The sequence below is a fragment of the Polaromonas sp. P1_F9 genome (assembly GCF_056405615.1).
Genome location: NZ_JBFUBT010000001.1, coordinates 118392 through 138796 on the forward strand (window position 1 = coordinate 118392; position 20405 = coordinate 138796).

Consider the following 20405-nt stretch of genomic DNA (forward strand, 5'->3'; position numbering starts at 1 on the left):
GATCTCGTCTTGGTGTCCTGGTGAATCGGTTCCGTTAAAAAGCGTGGTCTCCCCCGGCCAGCAGGCCTGCGAGCGCTACGGGCACCTCGATGGGTAAATCCAGCAGCCAGAATGAAAGCGACTTGCCGTGCGTGTCGAGGTTGAGCGCGTCATTCACGCCGCCGTCGAGCACGTCGTCGAGCACAAAGTTCAGGGCGCCCAGCAAAGGCAGTTCAAACCGCTGCACACGGCTGGGCTTGCGGTGGACGAAGTGGCGCGCCACGGCGGCTTCCGTCACCTGCGCCCGCAGCACGGAATAAAGGTCCGGGTGCCAGGCAATCACGCTGATGTTGGACCGGTTGCCTTTGTCGCCCGTTCGACCGTGCGCGGCGCGGTACAGCGGCACCGTGATCATGGCCTGGCTCATGCGGCCTCCCCTGCGGTAGCCAGCGCTGCGGTATCGAGCATCCTGAATGACACCTTCACAGCGTCTCGGGGCACCAGGCAGGGCAAGGTGTTGAGCCTTGGTGTCAGTGCCGTGCGCACGCCGCCGCCGCCGGCTGGGCCGCAGCAGTACAGGGCGGTGACTTCCCGCGTCAGCCGCTCGGCCTCAAGGCGGTCAGTGTGTGTGGCGGCCACGCGCAGGCGTACATCGCGCGCATCGCCGGCCGGTGTTACGGCCAGCAGGTTGCCGGCATCGTCACCCATGACGCTGAGTGCGCCTATCAGGTCTACCCGCAGCGCCAGGGATGGCAGGCGCCGGCGCAGCACATCGGCGGCCAGCCGGGCGCGGGCTTCGGCGCGCGGGCCGGCGTAAGAGATTTCACCTTCGGCCAGCCACCCGCCCTCATGGCAAAGGTTGACCTTCAGGCTGGGTGGCCGGGCATGACCGCGCACGCCGCTCAGCGCCACACGGTTCGGGCCGGCCTGCTCAATCTGCGCTGCGCTGATGTCCGCCACCACGTCGGGTGTGAGGTAGGCGGCGGGGTCATGCACTTCATACAACAACTGCTCCTTGACGCTGGCAAGGTTCACCAGCCCGCCGGTGTTGGCCGCCTTGCCGATGATGCAGTTGCCGTCGGCGCTGATTTCAGCAATCGGGTAACCGACGGCGTGCAAATCGGGAACGTCCTTGTAGCCGGGGTCCGCAAAATAGCCGCCGCAAACCTGCGCCCCGCATTCCAGCAAATGGCCTGCCATGGTGGCGCGCGCCAGTCGGTCCCAGTCGTCGGCACGCCAGCCAAAGTGCGACATGGCAGGCCCGACCGCGAGCGATGGATCGGCCACGCGGCCGGCCACCACAATTTGCGCGCCGGCGTCCAGCGCAGCGGCAATCGCTTCAGCGCCAATGTAGGCGTTGGCACTGACCATGCGGATGCCGTCCATCGCGTTGCCCAATTGGGTACGCAGCAGCTCGCGGTGCCGTTCTTCCGAGAGGTCATCACCTTCGACCACCGCAATACGCGGTGCAGGCAAACCCAGCTCCCGGGCCATGGCCTGAATATGCCGCGCCGCGCCCATCGGGTTGGCCGCGCCGAAGTTGCTGACGATGCGGATGTGGTGCTGCAGGCAGCGCGCCAGCACGGGGCGCAGCATGTCGTCCAGCAGCGGCTCAAAGCCGGCGCCGGGGTCGGCGCGGCGGCGCAATTGCGCCAGCGCCAGCGTGCGTTCGGCCAGCGTCTCGAAAATCAAAAAAGCCGGCCCGCCCCGCGCGATCAGGGTGTCCACCACCGGACCGGCCGCGTCCACACGGTCACCCGAAAAGCCGGCCGCGCAACCAATCAGCAGGTTGGCGGGCGGTGCGGCGGTGTCGGGAGCGAGGGCGGTAGAGGTCATCATGGCCAAGCGTTGAATGCCACGAATTTAAGCCCTGGCCTTTTATTTGTAAAATGCAAAATTCCTATTGATTGACTTGAAAAACAGATTAATGGTCGCGCCCATCACCGCCCCGAAAAATACGGCCCGCCTGCCTGCACGCAGCCCCAACCTGTCCACGCGCCAGCTGCGGGCATTCCTGGCGCTGGCGGAGCTGAGCAGCTTTACCCGGGCCGCGGCCGCCTGCCACCTGTCGCAGCCTGCGTTCAGCGCGCTGATCCAGACACTGGAAACGGAGCTGAACACCCGGCTGTTTGACCGCGACACGCGCAGCGTACAGCTGACAGCGGAAGGTAGATTGTTTGAAGCGCCAGCGCGGCAATTGCTGGGTGACTTCAGCGCCGCGATGGGTGAACTGAGCGACCACGTCGAGCGCCGCAAGGGACGCGTGCATGTGGCAGCCCTACCCTCCCTCGCGGCGGGCTGGCTGCCTTCCATTTTTGCGGAGTTCGGGCAGGCCTGGCCCGGCATTGAGCTGAACCTCAGTGACCTGCTGTCGGACGCCTGCATTGAGCTGGTGCGCAGCGGCAAGGCCGACTTCGCGCTTGCCTCAACAGGCGCCACGCATGCGGGCCTGACTACGCAGCTCCTGTGCACCGACCGTTTTCACCTGGTCTGCCGCACGGACCATCCCCTGGCCGCAGAAAAAGTGCTGACGCTGAAGAAACTGGCAGCCTACCCGTTTATCCATATGTCGCGCAACAGCAGCGTGCGACAGGCGCTGGACGCGGCGCTGCACCCGTTGCAGACCCATACGGTGCTGGAAGTGGACCAGCTGGCAACAGTGACCGGCATGGTCGAGGCAGGCATCGGCATCAGCGTGGTGCCGGCGCTCACGCTCTTTCACTTTGAGCGAAAAAACCTGCTGACGCGGCCGCTGGCCACGCCTGGCCTGTCACGAAAGATTTATGCCGTGCGCCGGCAGGAAGGCAGCCTTTCGGTGGCGGCGCAGGCATTGCACGACCTGGTCATGGAACGCATGAAGGCATGGCAACCCGGGCCGCAGCCGAAGCACCGCAAGCCCGGAAAGCCTTAGAACCTAGAGCGAACCCAGGTCCTGGACGGCATCCACCACCATGCTGGTGCCCAGCGCAATCAGCAGGATGTCGGTGGCGACGCGCACATACTTGTGGCCTGAGGGCGGAGGGCCAAGCCGCACCACCACCGATGCAGGCACCGGGTAATACACCACGCCCGCAGGCAGCGGTTGCCCGATGGCGTACTTTTTGGCCTGGCCCGGGGGCATGCAGCCGTTGTTTTTCTTGGCAAGGCCCGGAGGGCAATGGCCGGACTTGAATTGCTTGCCGTAGTAGTCCTGCAGCACTACGCGCTGCTCGGGAACAAAATAGCCGCCGACCCTGACGTCTTCGCGGTGCTTCTTGTTGCCTTTGTCTTTTTTGCCGCCGCCATGGTCGTCCTGGTCTGACTGCTCCACCTGGCTGTGCTTGCCACCCTTGTCCTTGTTCTTGCCGCCGCCGGCCCATTCGGGTTTCTCGGCAAAGCTTGCGGAGCACATCAGTGCGCCGGCCATCAAAAGTGCCAGGCTACGGCTGGACAGGCGCAAACCTGTTTTCGGTGTGTGTGTTGTTGTCATCGTGGTTCTCCAGTGGTTTTCTGTTCAGGGCTCGCCGGGCACAGGCAACAAGTGCACAGTGTCCCTTTTTCAACGGCGGCCTGCGGTTGCCGTTGACAGGGCATTCACCTGCCGCGTTGCACTCTGCGGGCACGTCCACACGGGCGTGCCGCTACACGCAGAGCTGCACAATTCTGGCGGCAAAACACAGCATGGGGATGTAAGGAAACAAGCTGTTTCACAGTCATACGTTGTCACGTATCTGGAAGTCTGGCGTTTTCTGCCGGCCACAATTACGACAGGAGAAAAACCCGAGTGCTATATTTTTTATAGCCGTTCGCGCCCGTTCCAATTGGCCTGCAGGCATTTAAGACCTGCAAAACAATCAAACCTCAAACCACCGCGCTATTTTTTCGGTTCAGCAAACTTGAGCAGGCGTGTGGCCAGCAGCGTTTCAGCCAGGAAACAAACCAGCGCGAAAAGAAAGCACACCACGCCCGACAAAAAACAGACAGTGGCAATGCGCAGGGTCGGCAACTCGCTGGTCTCACCCAAAAACAGCAGGATGATGGTGGTGCCGATCAGCATGGCGCAAAAGGTCAGAAAGGCGATGCAGATGTTGACCAGCCAGCCGCGCTGGCGCAACTCGCGCAGTTCGGCATACATGCGCTGCGCGCGGGCCTCTTCCACGCCGCCGGTCTCCAGCCGGTTCTCCAGGAAACGCGCGCGGTCGATGATGCGGGCCAGCCGTCCGGCGACGGCGGCGATCATGCCCGACACCGCGGTGAGCAAAAACACCGGCGCCACTGCAAGTTGAATACCGTGGGTGACCGTCGCAAGGTCGGGCGCAAAGTTCATGCGGGGCTCCGGGGGTTCATGAAATGGGTATTGTCATGCAAACATCAGGCCAGCAGGCCTGCCGGTCGCCTGCCTTGCTGACGATGCCCTACACAGATGTCGTCGCTGTCCGACATGTCCTGCCGTTGACGCTCTCCACAATGAATCAGACGGCAAGGCTGCGACCGACATCGGCACCCTGATTTTTAGATCAAGAGCCCTGCCACACCGCTCCCCCACACACATACCAGCCAAAGGATTTCCCATGCTCCCCAACAACGAGGGACAGCGCGTCCCTGACGTCACCTTCAAGACACGCCAGAACGACCAGTGGGTCGACGTGAAAACGGCCGACCTGTTTGCTGGCAAAAACGTCGTGGTTTTTTCGCTGCCCGGCGCCTACACGCCCACCTGCTCTTCCACCCATTTGCCGCGCTTTAATGCGCTGGCCAATACCTTCAAGGCCCATGGCATTGACGACGTGGTCTGCTTCTCGGTCAATGACGCCTTTGTGATGAACGAATGGGGCAAGGCGCAGGAGGCCGGCAATATCACCCTGATCCCGGACGGCAACGGCGACTTCTCCAAAGGTATGGGCATGCTGGTCGACAAGAGCGATCTCGGCTTCGGCAAGCGCTCCTGGCGTTATTCCATGCTGGTGCGGGACGGCGTGGTCGAGAAGATGTTCATTGAACCTGAAAAGGACGGCGACCCGTTTGAGGTGTCGGACGCCGACACCATGCTCGGGTATGTCGCCCCGAACGCGGTGGCGCCCGAACCCGTCACCCTCTTCACCAAACCCGGCTGTCCGTTTTGCGCCAGGGCCAAGGCCATGCTGGATGAAGCGGGCCTTAGCTACGAGGAGATCACCCTGGGCCAGGGCATCACCACCAGCACGCTCAATGCGGTGGCAGGTGCCGGCACCACACCCCAGGTGTTTGTGGGCGGCAGAAAAATCGGCGGGTCGGAGGACCTGCAAGCCTGGTTGGAAAAGTCCCGACCAGAGCCGGAACCACGCCAGTTTCTCAGCTAGCCGGCTGCAGCACTTTCGCCCTGCGCCGGGCGCGCCAGCTGACCACCGCTTCGCAGGCGTCAAAGTGCTTGAGCAGGTTCTGCTTTTGCCGCTCGAGCAGCGAACTGGCGGCAATCATCTGCGGCCATGACTCACACGCTTTTCCCACTGCTTCATTGAGCACGCCGCGCACGCGCGTTTCAAACATGCCCGTGGCGTTGCAAAAACTGCGCAGCGTTTTGGCGGTCAGCCTGGCCTGCTTTTCACCACCGGGCACAAAGCGCAGCGCATGGCCCCTGCCGCCCAGGTAGGCCGCGTAGGCCACCACGTCGTAGGCCGGAGACAACTCGGGTGTGCGGCCGTCACGGTAGACCACGCCAAAGTTTTTGACGTGGGCGTCATAGTTGCCGAGCATTTCATTGACCATCACGCGGCGGATCAATTCTTCTGCGGCGTCCTCACCCAGGTGCGCATCCAGACTCATGCCTTCGCGCAAAGTCCGGGCCATGGCGGCGTAGGTTGCGGCGGGATGCGTGTATTTTTCTTCTGGCTGGATGCGCAGGATCTGCGCAAAGTCTTCGCAATGAATGTGGCCCTCAGGCCCGCGGTCAAAGCGCTTGACGGCGAGGAAATGCCGGCTTTCTCCAAGCACAAAGGGTTGCTCGGCGACGATGTCGTCCATGGGCGCCAGCCAGGCCTCACAGACGTTCACGCCCGCTGCCCGCGCCAGCCGCAGGGAAAGCTCTTCCACTTCGGGCAACAGGGCAAATTCTGCCGTGGGCAGCTTGGCGATGATGTGGGTGCCTTGCGCGTCGCGGGTGCGCGCCACGTAGCGGCCCGGCTGCTGCACCAGCGCCAGCTTGGGCTGCACGCCTGACAGCGATGTCGCGTCGGGCAAGGGGTCGGCCGTGACGGACATTTCGAGCGCATCGTTGTGCTGTGTCACCACCCCTGCCAGCGCATCGGCATCCAGGTGCGCGGGATAGGCATACACATTGCCCGGCAAGTCTGTGCCGCAGGCGGCCAGCATGTCGAAATGGTCGTTCGGCCCGCAACCGCGCAATTGCTCCAGGTGGCGGCGCAACGGCCCTTCGGGCAGCAGGTTCTGGAAGAAGGCCGGCAGGCGCCCGCCTTCGGCATTGAAGAATGGCGTGTTCACATAACTGCGCCAGAAAATCTCACGGCGCTGCGGGTCGTCGTCGGTGGTGGCCCAGGAGAACACCGGCGAATCCGGGTTGGACCAAAAAACCTCGTCTGGAATGAAACGCGTGAGCGCACTGCTGCCCGTGCCGTACTGGAACAGCAGGCCGGCACGCAAGCTGCCGATATAAATATCGAGCGCCAGAACGTTCATGGATCAGGGCCTGACGTTCTTGATGTTTGCCCCAGCGAGCTGGGAAGTTTCGGCCACGATGCGGTCCACCCGCGACAAGGCCGGAGCCGGCCCTTCGGCAGCTTGTGACTGCAGCCCTGCAGCCACCACCTTGGGCAGCAGCAGCACCTCCAGCCCAAGCTGGTCGGCAATGGCCATCAGCGTGGTCACGCGCGGCGCCGTCTTGCCCTGCAGGATGCTGCGCACCGACAAAGGCGTCAGCCCCGTGCTTTCGGCAACGGCCTGGTAATCCAGCCCCAGGCGCTGGCGCTGGCTTTCCAGGCTGGCAGCAACTTCAGACAATGTCTTCATAGATAGATAAATATCGTTTCTTATTAAAACGATAGTATTTTATCTAATCAAGCCCCATCAATCAATACCAAACTAGCGTTTTATACAAAAACAATAGTTAAATATTGTTTGTCAAGAGACTGGCTTCTTTTTTAATTCCTGTCGCGCCGCCACATGCATGCATTGACAGCATCCACAGCTAACCTCTCTTAACCATTCCTTAACCAGGCGCGTGTGGATAACTCCATGCATTTCCTGCCTCAGGGCTTCGCCCTCGACACAAGGTCTCACCCAATAGCCGTTGCGTTTCAGGGTGGTCGCTTTGGGTCAAGGCGCCTTGCCCCCCCCCGCAAACTACCTGCGCTGAAGAACTACCGCAAATGGGACTGAACCGTAAGCGGCCGGCGATCCCATCTTGGTGGGTAGCTGTTCCCCAGATCCAAGGCTAGACTTCAGAAATCGGCCAGTAGCGGAGGTTGTCGAATGGGAGACGTAGCCGATCTCAGAGGCACGTCTCGCATCACGCCGGTACTCCTCGCGACAGCGCATGAACCGCAGGGACAACACGGCTGGCCGACCATCCAGACCTGCTAGCACCTGCTCGGCCATCGTCAGACAGGTGACCTGGGCGAGATACACCGACAGGGCGCGGAGGGCCTTATTCGATTCCTGCTGCACCCTTCCGGCTCGCATCGGTCTCGGTCGGCGAGCATGCGGCAAAATCGACGCATGCCCACCCTTCTCCCAAAGCAGGCGTTCATCCCCCGTTCCATCGCCAACGAGAACGAGCGCCGCCAGCTCGCTGAGAAACGCGACCGGCTGTTCGCACTCTGCACCGAGCCGGAACAGTGCTGTCTGCTCGCCCTCGCAGACTGGTACGAGTCGCACTGGCACCGGTTGATCGCCCAACCCAATATCTTCGCAACCTGCATGGGAGCCTCCTTCGAGCTGCGCTACCACTGGATGCCCGGCCCCAAACCGCACCCGCTGCTCGTCGCGTGGATTCAGACTATGGCGGTGGTCGGACGTGGCATCAACGCCGTGGAGAACCGCATTGGGGCCTGGTCGCAGTGGCGTTGCATCGCGTTCCTGCGCTCGTCCGTGCAGCCGGGGAATGAAGATGTATTGCTGGGGGTCGTGGACTTCCTGCGCGTGTTGCCGCTTCATGTGGGGGTGTCCTGGGGCAAGAGGTCACTCCAGGATCGTTTGGCGGCCTTGACGACGAGCTGCATGGCGAGCCCACGGGTCTCGGCGCGCCGGCGCATGGATGCAGCCATGCGCTGCATCGATCGAAACTACGAACACAAGAACTACACACTGCCTGACGGCACCAATCATCTGCGCAAGCAATGCTGGCCACTGCTGCTGGAGTTGACGCAGGAGGACATGCAGGCGGCCCTGCACATCGTCGACGAACAGAAGGCGCGCCACGGCAAGGCGAATAGCTTCAGCACGCTGGACCTACACGAGGCACCCGAGCTCGCCTACCAGCTGGCCCGGGCCCTGCGGCTGCACCGGTCTGCGTTCGCGGCGGTGCTGCTGCGCCAATCGATCCAGTATTCGTCGTTCCAGCGCTCCCGGCTCACGGGCGAGCCGGCGGCAGTGCTCGAGCGGGTGATGGACGCGTCTTGCCGACTGCTAGCGGATTGGATCGCGCCCGATGTGGGCATGCCCGACGACGAGGTGCTGCAATCCATCCACCAGCTGCTCTGGTATGGCAACCCCGCGGATGCCTACTGGGCCACCCTGCCCGCACGAGCGTTGGAACTGGTGCGCCGGCTGCCCGAACGCGAACTCGATCGCCGCCTGCGCTTGATCGCGCAAGTTGCGTTCTACGGGGAGACGACCGATCCCGCTGCGGCGAAAGAGGCGCACAAACTCTTCGACGAATGGGTCACGCTAAAGCTGGATCGCGTGCAATTGATGGAACGGGACCGCGAACGGGACCGAGACGATCTGTTCTCCACCGTCGGCCATGCTGTCTGGGAGATGAGCCGGTCGCTAGAAGTACTAGAGGACAAGCAGGGCAGCATGCGTAACCGCCACATTGCTGCAGCGCCGGACCATCGGCTCGTGCGCACTTTCGAGATGCGCCTGGAACCCTTCGTCCAGAGATTGCTTTCACAAGAACCTGCCGTGGCCCTGCATCAACTAGGGCGCATCGCCGCGTACATTCACCATGAGGGCCTGTTCCGCAAGTACCACGCCCTGTTCCGGGAGCAGTTCATCCAGCGGGCACCCCTGTTCCCCGAAGACGCGGGGCGTGCCCTGAAGACTGTGATCAAGTCCTGCGGCTATAGCCAGTCCGACGATGAGGTTTACCGCAAGGCCGTCTGTAAGGAAACCTTCGAGGCCATGCTGCCCTTACTGGAGTCGATCTCGCCCGAAGCCGCCGCGCACGCGCGCACGGGCGTTGGCTGGAGCCCGCGTGGCGACATCTGAGACCGGCGTTGCGGGCCGGCGCAGTAGCGCCTTCGCCTCTGCCGTTCCCAACGCGGATAAAGCTCGACCTCAGCTGAGTAACCATCGGATCGTGCTTAGAGGGGCGAGTTGTTGTGTTTTGAGGGACTAAACATTGTGTTTAGGGGGACCGCCGTCTCTCGTAAAGTCAATGCGGACGCGGCTACCAGCGCTTTTGCTCTGCCGCTAGTCGGCATAAACACCGGCTGCCTTGATGATGGGCCCCCACCGGGCAATTTCGTTGCCCAGAAAGCTGCGGTGCCCGCCCAGCGTGGCACGGTCATCCTCCACGATCTGTATGCCTGATGCAATTTGCGCCTGCCTGAAGGCAGGTGTTTTCATGGCCACCCGCAGCACATCGTTGAGCCGCTGCTGGATGTGCGGCGGCGTGTCCTTCGGCGCGTAAAGGGCAAACCAGATGCTGAGCTCGACACCCGAAATGCCGAACCGTGCCATGGTCGGAACTGCGGCGAGCGACGTGCCGGTAAGGGGTTTGGCGGAGGTCACGGCAATTGCCTTGAGCTTGCCGGCCTGGATATGGCCGACCGTCGTAGGGGTGGGGTCACAGATCATGTCCACATGCCCGCCAAGCAGGTCTGCCACTGCGGGCGCGCTGCCGCGGTAGGGCACGGTCGTAATGCTGACTTTCAATGAAGACTGGAGCAGCAAGCCACACAGGTGCGATGACGAGCCCACACCGGCGTGCGCGAGCCTCACCTGCGGCTGCCGGGCCATCCACCGGATCAGGCTCACCAAGGAGTCCGCAGGCACCTGCGGCCGTGCAACCAGCACCAGGGGCGTATCGACCACCACTCCCAGCGGCGCGAAATCCACATCCGGTTTGAAGCCCAGGTTCCGGTACAGCGCCGGTGAAGTCGCCATGCCGATGTGCCCCATCAGCAGCGTATGGCCATCGGCTGGTGCCCGCATGGCGATGACCGTGCCGAGGTTGCCGCCGGCGCCGGACAGATTCTGGACAACGACCGGCTGGCGCAGCTGGGCCTGCATGGGCACGGCAAGCTCTCTGGCCAGTTTGTCCATGGGCCCCCCGGCCGCAAAGGGCACGATGAGGGTGACCGGTTTGGTGGGATAGGCATCCTGAGCGCACACGGACGCAGCGCAGAAGGTGAACATGAAGGCAATGCAGATGGCTCTGGTCATAAATCCCCCTCGGGTTGGTTAAACGGATGCGGATTGCGTTGCCGGGCCTTCGGCGGCTGGCGGCGGCCTGCGCGATGCGTCCACCTCGCGCGCACCAAAAGACAGGTGTTCGTTCACGTCGAGCAGCGCATTCACTGCGGCTTCGTCCAGCCCGCACTGCAAGCCCACCAGGGCAGCCGCTATCGATACGCCCTCCACCCTGGACTTCTGGCAGGCACGGGTAACCAGTTCATGCGCGCGGTTCAGGCCGGTGCGCCTGGCCAGCGCCATCTGCACGGTCTCGGTGACGATCGCCCCGTCTGTGAGGGCAACGTTGCGCGCCATCCTGGCGGAGTCCACCACCAGCTCGTCCAGCATGGTCGTGGCCTGCGCCAGAAGGGCTCCCATCAGGGAGAAGCACAGCGGCACTGCATGCAGCTCGACATACCAGGCGTCCAGCGACCTTTCGTTCTCCACCTGCGCCGCGTCCAGCATCATCGGGGCCGTGTGGAACAGCATTCTCGAAAGAGCGACGACGGACGACGCCGCGACCGGATTGTTTTTCTGCGGCATGGTGCTGCTGGCGCCCCTGCCGGCGGCAAAAGCCACTTCACCGACTTCCGTGCTGGAAAGCATCAGCAGGTCCCGGCCGATCTTTCCGAGCGTCGCAGCGATCTGCGACAAAAGAAGCACCGCCTCGGCCGGGCCGTCACGCATACAGTGCCACGCAATGTCCGGTTCGTTCAAGCCCAGCTTTTGCATCAGGCGCCGGCGTGTTTCATGCCCCGCGCCGGAGAACGAAGCGAGCGTCCCCACGGCGCCACCCAGCTGCCCGGTCGCCACGCGCGGCACAGCCTGTGCAAGCCTGTCCATCTGCCGCAGCACGCCGGAATTCCAGACCGCAGCCTTGAAGCCGAACGTGACGGGCAACGCATGCTGCTGATTGGTCCGTCCGGCCTGGATGGTGCGCTGGTGGGCCGTGGCCAATGCACCCAGCGCCCCCGAAAACTGCGCCAGCGAATCGCCGATCAGTCCGAACGCTTCCTGCATCTGGAGCGCCAGTGCGCAATCCATCACGTCCTGGGTCGTTGCGCCATAGTGAACATACTGGCCCAGGTCACAGCGGCACAGGTTGACCACCCGGTTCACCAGCCCCACCACGGGCAAGCCGACCAGGCGCGTCTTCTGCCTGAGCTGCGAAAAATCGATGTTTTCGACGTGGGCAACGCGACAGATTTCATCAGCCGCATCCTGAGGAATCACACCCAGTTCAGCCTGCACAGCGGCAAGTTCACGCTCGAAACGAAGGCAGCGGTCGACAAAATTCCGCTCCGAAAAAATGCCCGCGATGGCCCCGCCGTCATGCAAATCACTGAAGAGCTGGTTCATTCGTCAGGCCCTTTGCGTTGCCACAAATGTTGCTAGGTGAAACAAACTGTATCCAATATGATGTCTCAGTAAAAACGATTTGTTGTGATCCCTCCGTTCTCTTTTAGCGATGGGTTGACCATGAATGTTCTGGGCCTGAAAACGTTCGCCGCCGTCGCCAGCCAGGGCGGCATTACCTCTGCCGCGCAAACGCTGCACACCGTGCAATCCAATATCACCCAGCGCATCCGGATGCTGGAATCGGAGCTGGGCCTGGCGCTTTTCAAGCGCCACAGCCGGGGCATGGAACTGACGCGTGCGGGCCAGCGGCTGCTGCCCTATGCCAACCGCATCGTGGCGCTGATGGATGAAGCGCAGGCCGCAGCCAAAGGGGAGGAAGACGCTCCCGCCGTCCTGACAATCGGCTCGATGGAGACCACCGCTGCGGTCCGGCTGCCCTCGCTGCTCGCTGCATACCGCCGCGTGCTTCCGCAGGTGGCCATCTCGCTGGAAACCGGCCCGACCGCGACACTGATCGAGGCCGTGCTCACGCGGCGCCTGGATGGCGCGTTCATCGCCGGCCCGCTCAACAACCATGCGCTGGTCAGCCTGGTCGCGTTCGAAGAAGAACTGGTGCTCGTCTCGTCTGCCAGCTGGGTGCGCCCCAGTGAGCTCGGCAGGCGCCTGGAAAACGGCGCGGCGGCGATCATGTTCAAGACCGGCTGCTCTTATCGACAGCGGTTCGAACAGCTTCTGAGCGAGCGCGGCTGGCCCAGGTACACCCGGCTTGAAATGGGCACACTGGAAGGCATCCTGGGCTGTGTCGCCGCGGAGGTCGGCATCTCGCTGCTCCCGCGGTCCATTGTCGAAAACGCGGCCAACAGGTCCGCCTTGCGGTGCCATCCATCGACGGGCAAAAAATACGCCGTCAAAACACTTTTTATCCGCCGGCGCGACGAGCATCCCGGCGAAGCCTTGCAGCAATTCATGAACCTGCTGTGAGCCAAGCGCACGGCATCAGAACACAGCCCCTAACCAAACTTGCGCGCTGCATCCAGCGTATCCTGGTCCTCGAAGGAGTCTTTGAACCTCCAGCCAGGCGGGCCCTAAGACCGGCACAGTGAAAAGCACACCTTGCATCGAGCGTTCAGCTTGGAGCGCCCGGGCTCTCTTCATGGACCCACCTGACCCGGGTACATCGGATAAAAAAATGCATACACCCCCGACTCCATCCTGTCCACGATGGCGCTTGGGGTCACGACCACGCCGACATGAGAATTCACCAAATCGTCGGATCTCCCATGAATGGTGATTCTTTTCTGGTTGGCACGCCATAGCCACCAAGTGCTTGTTTCCTTGATGGCAGGATTTCCATAGTCGGGGCTGCCCCGAAACCACACGTCACCGTATGAGATAACTTCCGCCTCCAAATGCGGTTTCCAGACATCCAGCTTCAGCCCGAGCTTGAGAAGCACATGAGCATAGAAAGCCACGCCCGACGCCTTGATTGCCGCCGGGGACGCGTCCTCCATGGCCTGGAAAGTGCCATTGAATACGGCGATAAGGTTGCTGTTTAGCTGGGAGGAATCATCACCGAGATATTGAAAAAACCTCAACCCGTTTGGGGTATTCACAGAAAAGAGCTTGCCCGGCTTGTTCTTCATGTAGAGCCCCGTTGAAATTCTCATGGTCACCCCGGCACATTGAGTACGGCCTTGATGCGGAGGCCATGCTTGCCTCCAGATGGCAAAGCATGACCACACATCCCAGGCTCTTCAGCCGAACTTGCGCGCTGCATCCAGCGCCAGCCCGGCGCCGATGCTGCCGAAACGGTCGCCTTCCACACTGCGTGCCTGCGGCAGCAACGCTGAAATTTGCTCACGCAGCAAAGGCACCCCGCTGGAGCCGCCGGTGAAAAACACGGTGTCAATGTCGTCGGCGTTGACAACCGCGTCCTTGACCAGCCCCATCACGGTACGCGCCACGGTGCCGACCAGTTCATTGATTGCCGCGTCGAAATCCGGCCGGTGCAGGGTGAGCGTCTCGCCCGATGCAATGCGCCCCAGGTCCATGACGGTTTCGGGCGCATCGGACAGCGCGATCTTGGCCGCTTCCACTTGCATGGCCAGCCAGTGCCCTGCCCGTTCGCGCACCAGGTTTTGCAGGCGGTCCAGCTTGTCTTTCTCGATTGCGCCGCGCCGGATATCGCTGATCTGCGTCCACGACTTCTTGCTGTAGACCTGGTTGATGGTGTGCCAGGTTGCCAGGTTGAAGTACTGGGCCGACGGCACCTGCAACCCGCTGTGAAGCAGACTGCCCAGGCCCAGCGTGGGCATCACGCTGGCCAGGCTCAGGTATTTGTCGAAGTCGGTGCCGCCAATGTGCACGCCGCCGCTGGCCAGAATATCGTCGCGCCTGTCAGCCTTGCGGGCGCGCTCGGGCGACAGGCGCACCAGCGCGAAGTCCGAGGTACCACCGCCGATGTCAACCACCAGCACAAGCTCTTCACGCCTGATCTGCGACTCGTAGTCGAACGCCGCCGCAATCGGCTCGTACTGAAAGGCAATGTCTTTCAGGCCCACTGCATGGGCGATCTCGGCCAATGTGTTTTCGGCTTTCTTGTCGGCGGCAGCATCGTCGTCAACAAAAAACACCGGACGACCCAGCACGGCGTGCGTGAAAGGCTGGTCGGCGGCTTTTTCAGCGCGGTGCTTGAGCTCACCGATGAACTGCGCCAGCAGCACACGAAACGGCAACGCGCGGCCGGCGACTTCGGTGTGGTCGTCGATCATCGACGTGCCGAGCAGGCTTTTGAGCGAACGCATCAGGCGGCCTTCATGGCCGGCCAGGTAGTCGGCCAGCGCCGCGCGGCCGTAGCTCACATGCTCGTCCTCGGCATGAAAAAACACCACCGAGGGCAGCGTGGGTTTGCCGCCTTCAAGCGCCAGCAATGCGGGAAACCCCGGCCGGCTCCAGCCCGCGGTGGAGTTGGAGGTGCCGAAGTCGATCCCGCAGGCGCGGGGTGCGCTCACCGCCCTGCCGGCTTGGCGAAGCCGCTTTCGGCCCACGCCACAGCGCTGGCGCGGTTGAGCTTGAAGGACGGCGCCACGCGCACTTGTGCAAGCTGCTCGCCTGCTTCGTCGGCGGCGCCGAGCAGGCCGTGTGGGTTGTCTTCGTCCGGAACGATGTCGAGCGAGACGGTGACACGCGCCGCGTTGGCCGTCACGGTAATGCTCTGGTGCAGCGTGGCATGCAGCTGCTGCTCATGCCTGCGCACAAATTCGGAAGCGGTTTTGACCAGCGTGCTGAAGGCCGGGCCATCCAGCGGCTTGGGGTTCTTCTTGTCACGCCCCATGGTCCAGGGGCCGACCAGTGCAGGCTCGGGCTCGCCGTCCTTGATCATCGCGACAGCCCAGCCGTCGTCGTCTTCATTCTTGATGACTTTGGCCGTCCAGCCGTCGCCGCACCAAAGCCTGGGTTCCTGGATGGGCGTGTCGTTGTGGGAATCTTCGGCCAGGCCGGTCGGCGGGGTGCGGGAGTCAGTCAAAACGCGGTCACTCGGGTGGGGCGCCCCGGCAAGGAGCCGGGGGCAAATTCAGGTCACGCACTCAACACGGCGCGCAGGGGGAGCGGATTTTACAGCCCTCCCCCAAACCGCTCACAACCCAAGGTCGCTGAGGCTGGGGTGATCATCGGGCCGGCGTCCAAGCGGCCAGTGAAACTTGCGCTCGGTGGCCTTGATGGGCAGGTCGTTGATGCTGGCGTGGCGCACGGCCATCAGGCCGTTTTCGTCGAACTCCCAGTTCTCATTGCCGTAGGAGCGAAACCAGTTGCCCGCATCGTCGTGCCATTCGTAAGCAAAACGCACGGCAATGCGGTTGCCGCCAAAGGCCCAGAGTTCCTTGATGAGGCGGTAGTCCAGCTCGCGCACCCATTTGCGCGACAGCAGCCCCGCGATTTCCTCGCGCCCCGTGACGAACTCGGCGCGATTGCGCCATTTGCTTTTCGGCGTGTAGGCCATCGAAACGCGCTGCGGCTCACGCGTGTTCCAGCCGTCTTCGGCGGCCCGGACTTTCTGCACGGCGGTTTCAAACGTAAAAGGGGGAAGCGGCGGCCGTGATTCCATGGGGATCTCCTGGGGTTGAACAAAATGGACAAAATAGGCAGAAAACCAGATGTAGACAGATTTGTCTACTTTGATGAAATTCTGTCACATGTAGACAAATCTGTCTACACGGCATCTACAATGCGCCATGGATGTTTCCACCCTCCCCGCACGCGAGCGAATCCTCGTCACGGCACACGAACTTTTCTACCGCGACGGCTTGCGCGCCACCGGCATCGACCGCATCATTGCCGAGTCGGGCGTGGCCAAGCTCACCTTCTACCGGCACTTTCCCAGCAAGGACGAATTGATCCGCACCTTCCTGGACTACCGGCATGAACGCTGGATGGGCTGGTTTGTCGACGCGCTGGGCCGCCATGGCGCGCAACCCGGCGGTGGGCTCGCGCCGCTGGTGCAGGCCATGGCTGAGTGGTTTTCCGACCCGGCGTTTCGCGGTTGCGCTTTCATCAACGCCGTGGCGGAAGTGGGTGGCACCCTGCCGGGAGTTGCAGACATTGCGCGCCGGCACAAGCAGGACATGCAGCAAGTCATTGCCGATTTACTGCCACACGGCGCGGGCCAGGCCGAGGCGGCGCGGGCAGCCGCGCTGGCAGTGGACGGCGCCATCGTGCGGGCGCAGATGGAAGGTGCTGAAGCGACGCTGGCGGGCCTGCGCCTGTTGCTGAGCGGGCTGGACAGCCCGGCCGGCAAAGCGGGCAGCCGCTAGGTTTTTGCAGGCCGGCGCGATTTTTCTTTGGGCCGCGACGCAAGCGCAGCGCCCGCACGCTCAACCACCTTCACGGCCGGGCGTTTGCCCGACGCCACCCACTCGCCGTAAAAGTCGATCTTGCTGTCCAGCAGCTTGAGCGCCAGCTGCCATTCGGCGATCATGTCCTTGACCTGCGCGCGGTGCGCGGCGAGCAGCGCCTGCCGCTGCCTGAGCGTGCTGCTGCCCTGCTTGACCAGCGCGGTGTATTCCCGCATTTCGGCAATCGACATGCCGGTGCGCCGCAGCCGGTCCATCAGGTCCAGCCAGCTGATGTGCAGGTTGCCATAGACGCGCCGGCCACCGGCGTCGCGCGTCACGCCGGGGATCAGGCCCTGCGCCTCGTACCAGCGTATGGTGTGCACGCTGCGCCCGGTGCGTGCGGCAAGCTGCCCGATCAGAAAACTTTCAGCCATGCCCGACTGTATAACGGCTCAGGCGGCAAGCGCGGGTGCCTCCAGCGCAGCGCTCACCAGTGCGGTGTCGAAGTACTCCGTCAGCTCTTTCATCTGCCCGCCTTCCATGCGGCAAACATAGCAATAGCGGTTGTTGTAGGCCTTGCCGGCATGGGTGGTAACTTGCCCGCGGAACTCGATGACGACCATGTCGCCGTCGGCCATCACACGCTCTGTGGTGCTGACATAAGGCGTGGCGAACTGGGCAAACAGCGGCCGCAGCAGTTCGGTGACGACCGCCTGCTTGCCGCGGTAGGTACGCGACCACGGCGTGCTGCCCTCAAGGGTCCAGCAGAAATCATCTGCCATGGCGTCGACAAATACCTGGCCGTTACCGTTGTCCAGTTCGGCCATGACCTCCTGCATGCGCTGGCGGTTGGCCGTTGTGATGTCGGTGGGGGATGCTGCACTCATGATGAAACTCCTTGAAGGCTTCTTCGCACGGAATGCGAAGCGGGTATGAAGCGGGTAAAGGCCGGCAACATTGCCGGGGCCCTGAAAGGATTGGAATACCTTGAGTGCACTCAAGGTCAAGCCCTGGAGGTGGAATGTCGCAAAATCCACCATAAAATCGGCCGCCAGCGCAATGTGGTCAAGCGCGAGCAGCTATTCTTTTAATAGCAAACCTACAATGGCGCATGAACCCCAAAAAGCCTGCAACAAGTGAATGGGTCAGCAAGATGCTGGCGGTGCTGAAAACCGGCAACACCCCGGCAGCGCTGGCCCAGATCAAGGCCACCACCAGCAGCAAGGACTTGCAGCAATTGCACGCCGCGCTGGAAAAAGCGCAGCTGCTCAAACAGCTCAAGCCTGTCGACATTGCGATTGCCGACCAGCTTCAGGCACTGGCCTCGCCGCGGCTGAGCCGCTCGCCCTGAACGCTTCAGGTCCGTTCCCTTTCAGGCGGGGCGGATTTCAAACTGCGCATCGCCCATGTACCGGTTCGGTCCCAGCGCAGCCGTCACGGCGGCCAGCTCGGCGGCCTGCCATTGGTTGAAAATTTCCAGCTCGTCGCCCGACAGCACATCTTCGGCCGGTGCTTCGCCGTAAGTCGCCACCAGTTTCATGTAGGCCGCATACACCGGCCACACCAGGCTTTCGTCTCCCAGTTCGGCTTCCAGCGCCGTCCTGAAGCGTTGCTCGGCGGCCTGCAGTTCTTCTGCGGAGGCGTCTTCATAGGCGTAAAGCCTGAGGCGGTAGCTCACGGTTGTTTCTCTCAAGGCAAAACGGGACAAGGATCAGGGTGTTTGCGGCTTCACCGGTGCGGGCATGCCTTGCGTTAGCTCGATGCGGCGCCGCAGCTTTGCCGCTTCCTGGATGTCGCCTCCCTGCTCTGCCCGGCGGAGCTGAACGCCCAGCCAGGCCAGCAGCGGCCGGCGCCAGCCTTGCACCGACGCCGTGTCGATGGCCTGGGTGATCACGGCAGGATTGGCTTTACCGGCCTGCAGCATCACGCCGGCAGCCACCAGTTTCGACAACGGGTCGGCAATGGCCGCCACAGCACCGGCGTCACCAGCCGCCGCCCGGCGTTGCGCTTCAGGCAGCAAGGCAATGCCCTGCGGCTGCACCTGACCCTTGAGGTAATCAGCGTAGGCGCGCTGGGCGTCGGTGGCGTCTTCGCGCAGTTTCTCAAAACCGGTGCAGGGCTCATCGAACACCAGGCTGGCCACCCGGGTGGCGCAGTGCAGCAGCTCGGCGGTAGCTAACAGCTCGGCCCGGCCGGAGCGTGTCAGCTGGGTGCGGGCACGCCCGAGTTCGGCCATCTCGACACGGCTGTTGCCTTCCATGTAGGCGGCCACAGAGCGGTCCATCGAGCCTTTGGCCTCGAGCTGCCAGTCGGGCGGTTGCGGACCGCCGGCACAGGCGGCCAGCAGCAGGGCCGAAATCAGTGCGGCGGCATACGTCAAGGTGTTTTTCATGGCAACTTCATCTCCGCGTCGCGGGCGTCTTTGGCGAAAGGCCATTTGCGGCTGATTTCGTTGATGAGGCCTTCGACCTTGCGCAGGCTGGCTTCCACGTCGGCGCGCAGCGCGCCCAGGTCGTCAGTGGCATCTTTGGCGTTGCGGGTGACGGCCTGGGCGTCCTGCAGCAAGGCATCCACTTTCTTGAGGCTGGTGCGGGCCTCGCCCAGCATGGCGTTGAGCTGAACCACGGTGGCCCGGGTTTCGGGCATCAGCCCCTTGTCGCCGAACACCTGGGTATCGGTCTTGGCGGCCAGCCCGTCGAGTTTGGTGAGTAGCGAGTTGGTGCGCTCCAGCGTGGCGGCAAACTTTTTGGCCTCTGCCTCGCTGCCCAGCAACACTGTCAACGCACCGCCCGGCCCGTTCAGCCGCTCCGTCAGCGTCTGCAGGTTGGCCAGACTGGTACCCACTGCACCGCCGCTTCCCGTGAGGGTATTGAGGTTTTCAATCAGGTCCTTGGCGGCAGCAATCACTTTGGGCACCTCGCCGGCCGCATCGCCCAGCAGCACCGTGCGTTCCGCGCCGTCGGGCAGCAGCGGGTCGTTCAGCAGGCCGGTGTAGGCGCGGATGTTGGTGCCGCCGACGAGGCCGCGCACCAGCGTGAAGACGCTGGTGGTCCGCAGCCAGTGGGCATCCTTGGCGGCCACATCCACCAATATGCGGGCCTTGCCGTCGCTGGCCAGCTCGATGCGCTTGACGCGGCCTATCGGGAAACCCGAGAAAGTCAGGTCCATGCCGACCACCACGCCTTCGGAATCCTCCGCAATGAGTACCAGGCTTTGCGTGGACTCAAAGGCCCCGCGCGCATACATCACATAAAGGGCCGAGCCCACCACCAACAGCAGCATGAAGAACAGCAGCAGCCGGGCCTTGAACTCCAGGCTGGCGATCTCCGCCGGCGAAGACTCCGGCTCCCGCGCGGGCTGGAGCGGATCCGGCCGGCCGTGCTCCGGGGATGAAGGGTCGTGGGGTGAGCTCATGGATTGTTATTTGGTATTTTTTGAGGATTAGGGCCTGTTAACGCTATGTTTGCAAATGCGAATGGGGTGAGAAAGCCGCCAATCAAGGCGCGCGACGACGCCCAGACTCTCGTCTGGGCTAGGAGCGCAACGCAGAGTGGCGGCTTTCTCACCCCATTCCCTCCGGGTTGCGATCAAAAAGGCCTTGCGCGGCGTTGCAAAGCCTTGACGGGGTCTACCCCGCCTGCGTTT

General features: G+C 62.8%; 23 protein-coding genes. 6 read left to right on the plus strand and 17 right to left on the minus strand.

What is annotated here, in order from left to right; genetic code table 11:
- Positions 1-34: 34 nt before the first annotated feature.
- Complete coding sequence (locus tag AC1DYR_RS00585) at positions 35-406, minus strand: AtuA-related protein (protein ID WP_477703383.1); 372 nt, start codon at positions 404-406, stop codon at positions 35-37.
- A complete protein-coding gene (locus AC1DYR_RS00590; protein ID WP_477704104.1) occupies positions 403-1815 on the minus strand; it encodes an acyclic terpene utilization AtuA family protein in 1413 nt (470 codons plus the stop codon). The genes AC1DYR_RS00585 and AC1DYR_RS00590 overlap by 4 nt, the downstream gene beginning before the upstream one ends.
- A 91-nt stretch (positions 1816-1906) precedes the next feature.
- Here AC1DYR_RS00590 and AC1DYR_RS00595 point away from each other — a divergent pair, with 91 nt between their 5' ends.
- Positions 1907-2890 (plus strand): LysR family transcriptional regulator, encoded by a 984-nt coding sequence (locus AC1DYR_RS00595; protein WP_477704105.1) that lies wholly within the window; start codon positions 1907-1909, stop codon positions 2888-2890.
- A 3-nt stretch (positions 2891-2893) separates the two neighbouring features.
- Here the strand turns inward: AC1DYR_RS00595 and AC1DYR_RS00600 are convergent, their stop codons facing one another.
- Positions 2894-3448: a hypothetical protein gene (locus AC1DYR_RS00600; protein WP_477703384.1), complete on the minus strand. Its 555-nt coding sequence runs from the start codon at positions 3446-3448 to the stop codon at positions 2894-2896.
- A gap of 384 nt (positions 3449-3832) precedes the next feature.
- Entirely contained in the window at positions 3833-4285 is a 453-nt protein-coding gene (locus AC1DYR_RS00605) for a DUF2721 domain-containing protein (protein ID WP_477703385.1), read from the minus strand.
- Between the two features lie 244 nt (positions 4286-4529).
- On the opposite strand from AC1DYR_RS00605, the gene AC1DYR_RS00610 reads away from it, so the two are divergent.
- The gene (locus tag AC1DYR_RS00610) at positions 4530-5297 is read left to right on the plus strand and encodes a glutathione peroxidase (protein WP_477703386.1); all 768 of its coding nucleotides are present in this window, start codon (positions 4530-4532) and stop codon (positions 5295-5297) included.
- On the opposite strand, the gene AC1DYR_RS00615 is transcribed toward AC1DYR_RS00610, so the two are convergent.
- Both AC1DYR_RS00615 and AC1DYR_RS00620 read right to left on the minus strand, forming a co-directional pair.
- Positions 5290-6630 carry a type II toxin-antitoxin system HipA family toxin gene (locus tag AC1DYR_RS00615; RefSeq protein ID WP_477703387.1) on the minus strand — a complete coding sequence of 447 codons (1341 nt, stop codon included), beginning with the start codon at positions 6628-6630 and terminating at the stop codon, positions 5290-5292. The genes AC1DYR_RS00610 and AC1DYR_RS00615 overlap by 8 nt on opposite strands.
- A 3-nt stretch (positions 6631-6633) precedes the next feature.
- Positions 6634-6960 carry a helix-turn-helix domain-containing protein gene (locus AC1DYR_RS00620; RefSeq protein ID WP_477703388.1) on the minus strand — a complete coding sequence of 109 codons (327 nt, stop codon included), beginning with the start codon at positions 6958-6960 and terminating at the stop codon, positions 6634-6636.
- A gap of 708 nt (positions 6961-7668) precedes the next feature.
- On the opposite strand from AC1DYR_RS00620, the gene AC1DYR_RS00625 reads away from it, so the two are divergent.
- Positions 7669-9381 (plus strand): hypothetical protein, encoded by a 1713-nt coding sequence (locus AC1DYR_RS00625; protein WP_477703389.1) that lies wholly within the window; start codon positions 7669-7671, stop codon positions 9379-9381.
- 204 nt (positions 9382-9585) lie between these two features.
- Here the strand turns inward: AC1DYR_RS00625 and AC1DYR_RS00630 are convergent, their stop codons facing one another.
- Together AC1DYR_RS00630 and AC1DYR_RS00635 are read right to left on the minus strand one after the other, a co-directional pair.
- Complete coding sequence (locus tag AC1DYR_RS00630) at positions 9586-10560, minus strand: tripartite tricarboxylate transporter substrate-binding protein (RefSeq protein WP_477703390.1); 975 nt, start codon at positions 10558-10560, stop codon at positions 9586-9588.
- A gap of 18 nt (positions 10561-10578) precedes the next feature.
- Positions 10579-11928, minus strand: a complete 1350-nt coding sequence (locus AC1DYR_RS00635) for a class-II fumarase/aspartase family protein (RefSeq protein ID WP_477703391.1) — start codon at positions 11926-11928, stop codon at positions 10579-10581.
- A gap of 120 nt (positions 11929-12048) precedes the next feature.
- Between AC1DYR_RS00635 and AC1DYR_RS00640 the strand changes: the two genes are divergently transcribed.
- Positions 12049-12909, plus strand: a complete 861-nt coding sequence (locus tag AC1DYR_RS00640) for a LysR substrate-binding domain-containing protein (RefSeq protein ID WP_477669300.1) — start codon at positions 12049-12051, stop codon at positions 12907-12909.
- Positions 12910-13079: 170 nt separating this feature from the next.
- Here AC1DYR_RS00640 and AC1DYR_RS00645 read toward each other — a convergent pair whose 3' ends face one another.
- The 4 genes from AC1DYR_RS00645 to AC1DYR_RS00660 form a co-directional block, all read right to left on the minus strand.
- Positions 13080-13571 (minus strand): hypothetical protein, encoded by a 492-nt coding sequence (locus tag AC1DYR_RS00645; protein ID WP_477703392.1) that lies wholly within the window; start codon positions 13569-13571, stop codon positions 13080-13082.
- 111 nt (positions 13572-13682) lie between these two features.
- A complete protein-coding gene (locus tag AC1DYR_RS00650; protein ID WP_477703393.1) occupies positions 13683-14939 on the minus strand; it encodes an Hsp70 family protein in 1257 nt (418 codons plus the stop codon).
- Positions 14936-15454, minus strand: a complete 519-nt coding sequence (locus tag AC1DYR_RS00655; RefSeq protein ID WP_477703394.1) for a hypothetical protein — start codon at positions 15452-15454, stop codon at positions 14936-14938. Before AC1DYR_RS00655 ends, AC1DYR_RS00650 begins: the two co-directional genes overlap by 4 nt.
- 111 nt (positions 15455-15565) lie before the next feature.
- The gene (locus tag AC1DYR_RS00660) at positions 15566-16033 is read right to left on the minus strand and encodes a nuclear transport factor 2 family protein (protein WP_477703395.1); all 468 of its coding nucleotides are present in this window, start codon (positions 16031-16033) and stop codon (positions 15566-15568) included.
- A 127-nt stretch (positions 16034-16160) separates the two neighbouring features.
- Here AC1DYR_RS00660 and AC1DYR_RS00665 point away from each other — a divergent pair, with 127 nt between their 5' ends.
- Positions 16161-16739, plus strand: a complete 579-nt coding sequence (locus AC1DYR_RS00665) for a TetR/AcrR family transcriptional regulator (protein WP_477703396.1) — start codon at positions 16161-16163, stop codon at positions 16737-16739.
- Here the strand turns inward: AC1DYR_RS00665 and AC1DYR_RS00670 are convergent.
- Both AC1DYR_RS00670 and AC1DYR_RS00675 read right to left on the minus strand, forming a co-directional pair.
- Positions 16736-17194 (minus strand): MerR family transcriptional regulator, encoded by a 459-nt coding sequence (locus tag AC1DYR_RS00670; protein ID WP_477703397.1) that lies wholly within the window; start codon positions 17192-17194, stop codon positions 16736-16738. The two genes, AC1DYR_RS00665 and AC1DYR_RS00670, sit on opposite strands and share 4 nt — an antisense overlap.
- An 18-nt stretch (positions 17195-17212) precedes the next feature.
- The gene (locus tag AC1DYR_RS00675) at positions 17213-17647 is read right to left on the minus strand and encodes a nuclear transport factor 2 family protein (protein WP_477703398.1); all 435 of its coding nucleotides are present in this window, start codon (positions 17645-17647) and stop codon (positions 17213-17215) included.
- A gap of 224 nt (positions 17648-17871) precedes the next feature.
- Here AC1DYR_RS00675 and AC1DYR_RS00680 point away from each other — a divergent pair, with 224 nt between their 5' ends.
- A complete protein-coding gene (locus AC1DYR_RS00680; RefSeq protein WP_457280605.1) occupies positions 17872-18111 on the plus strand; it encodes a hypothetical protein in 240 nt (79 codons plus the stop codon).
- 21 nt (positions 18112-18132) lie between these two features.
- Here the strand turns inward: AC1DYR_RS00680 and AC1DYR_RS00685 are convergent, their stop codons facing one another.
- From AC1DYR_RS00685 to AC1DYR_RS00695, 3 genes are read right to left on the minus strand one after another with little or no spacing between them, the layout of a single operon-like run.
- A complete protein-coding gene (locus AC1DYR_RS00685; protein WP_477658291.1) occupies positions 18133-18438 on the minus strand; it encodes a hypothetical protein in 306 nt (101 codons plus the stop codon).
- A gap of 33 nt (positions 18439-18471) precedes the next feature.
- Complete coding sequence (locus AC1DYR_RS00690) at positions 18472-19152, minus strand: hypothetical protein (protein ID WP_477703399.1); 681 nt, start codon at positions 19150-19152, stop codon at positions 18472-18474.
- Positions 19149-20174 carry an MlaD family protein gene (locus AC1DYR_RS00695; RefSeq protein ID WP_477703400.1) on the minus strand — a complete coding sequence of 342 codons (1026 nt, stop codon included), beginning with the start codon at positions 20172-20174 and terminating at the stop codon, positions 19149-19151. Before AC1DYR_RS00695 ends, AC1DYR_RS00690 begins: the two co-directional genes overlap by 4 nt.
- Positions 20175-20405: the final 231 nt, after the last annotated feature.